This is a genomic window from Streptococcus suis (assembly GCF_002960445.1).
Taxonomy (GTDB): Bacteria; Bacillota; Bacilli; order Lactobacillales; family Streptococcaceae; genus Streptococcus; species Streptococcus hyiners.
In genome coordinates this window covers 1-264 of sequence record NZ_POJD01000352.1, presented here as the reverse complement: position 1 = coordinate 264, position 264 = coordinate 1, and the positions used below count along the sequence as shown (strand labels likewise).

At 39.8% G+C, this 264-nt stretch carries 1 protein-coding gene; it reads right to left on the bottom strand.

Features of this window, described 5'->3' with window-relative positions:
* Window positions 1-44 precede the first annotated feature (44 nt).
* Window positions 45-264: ATP-dependent Clp protease proteolytic subunit (locus tag C1G53_RS11210; protein ID WP_192873133.1), on the bottom strand; the 220-nt coding region annotated here is incomplete at its 5' end.

Below are 264 nucleotides of genomic sequence, written 5' to 3'. Positions count from 1 at the left end.
GCATCTAATAGGAATAGTCAGTACTATTACATATTTGTCACTGCTTATTTGACTTTTGTATTGTCCATAATCTGGTCAATAAATCCGTAAGCCAAGGTTTCTTCAGCTGACATCCAGTAATCACGTTCCGCATCCTTGTGGATTTGCTTGACTGTCTTACCTGAGTTGTCTGCCAAGATTTTTTCTAGCTTATTACGTGTTTTTAATAGGTGTTCTGCAGCAATAGCCATATCTGTTTGCTGAGTACCACCACCAGTTCCACCC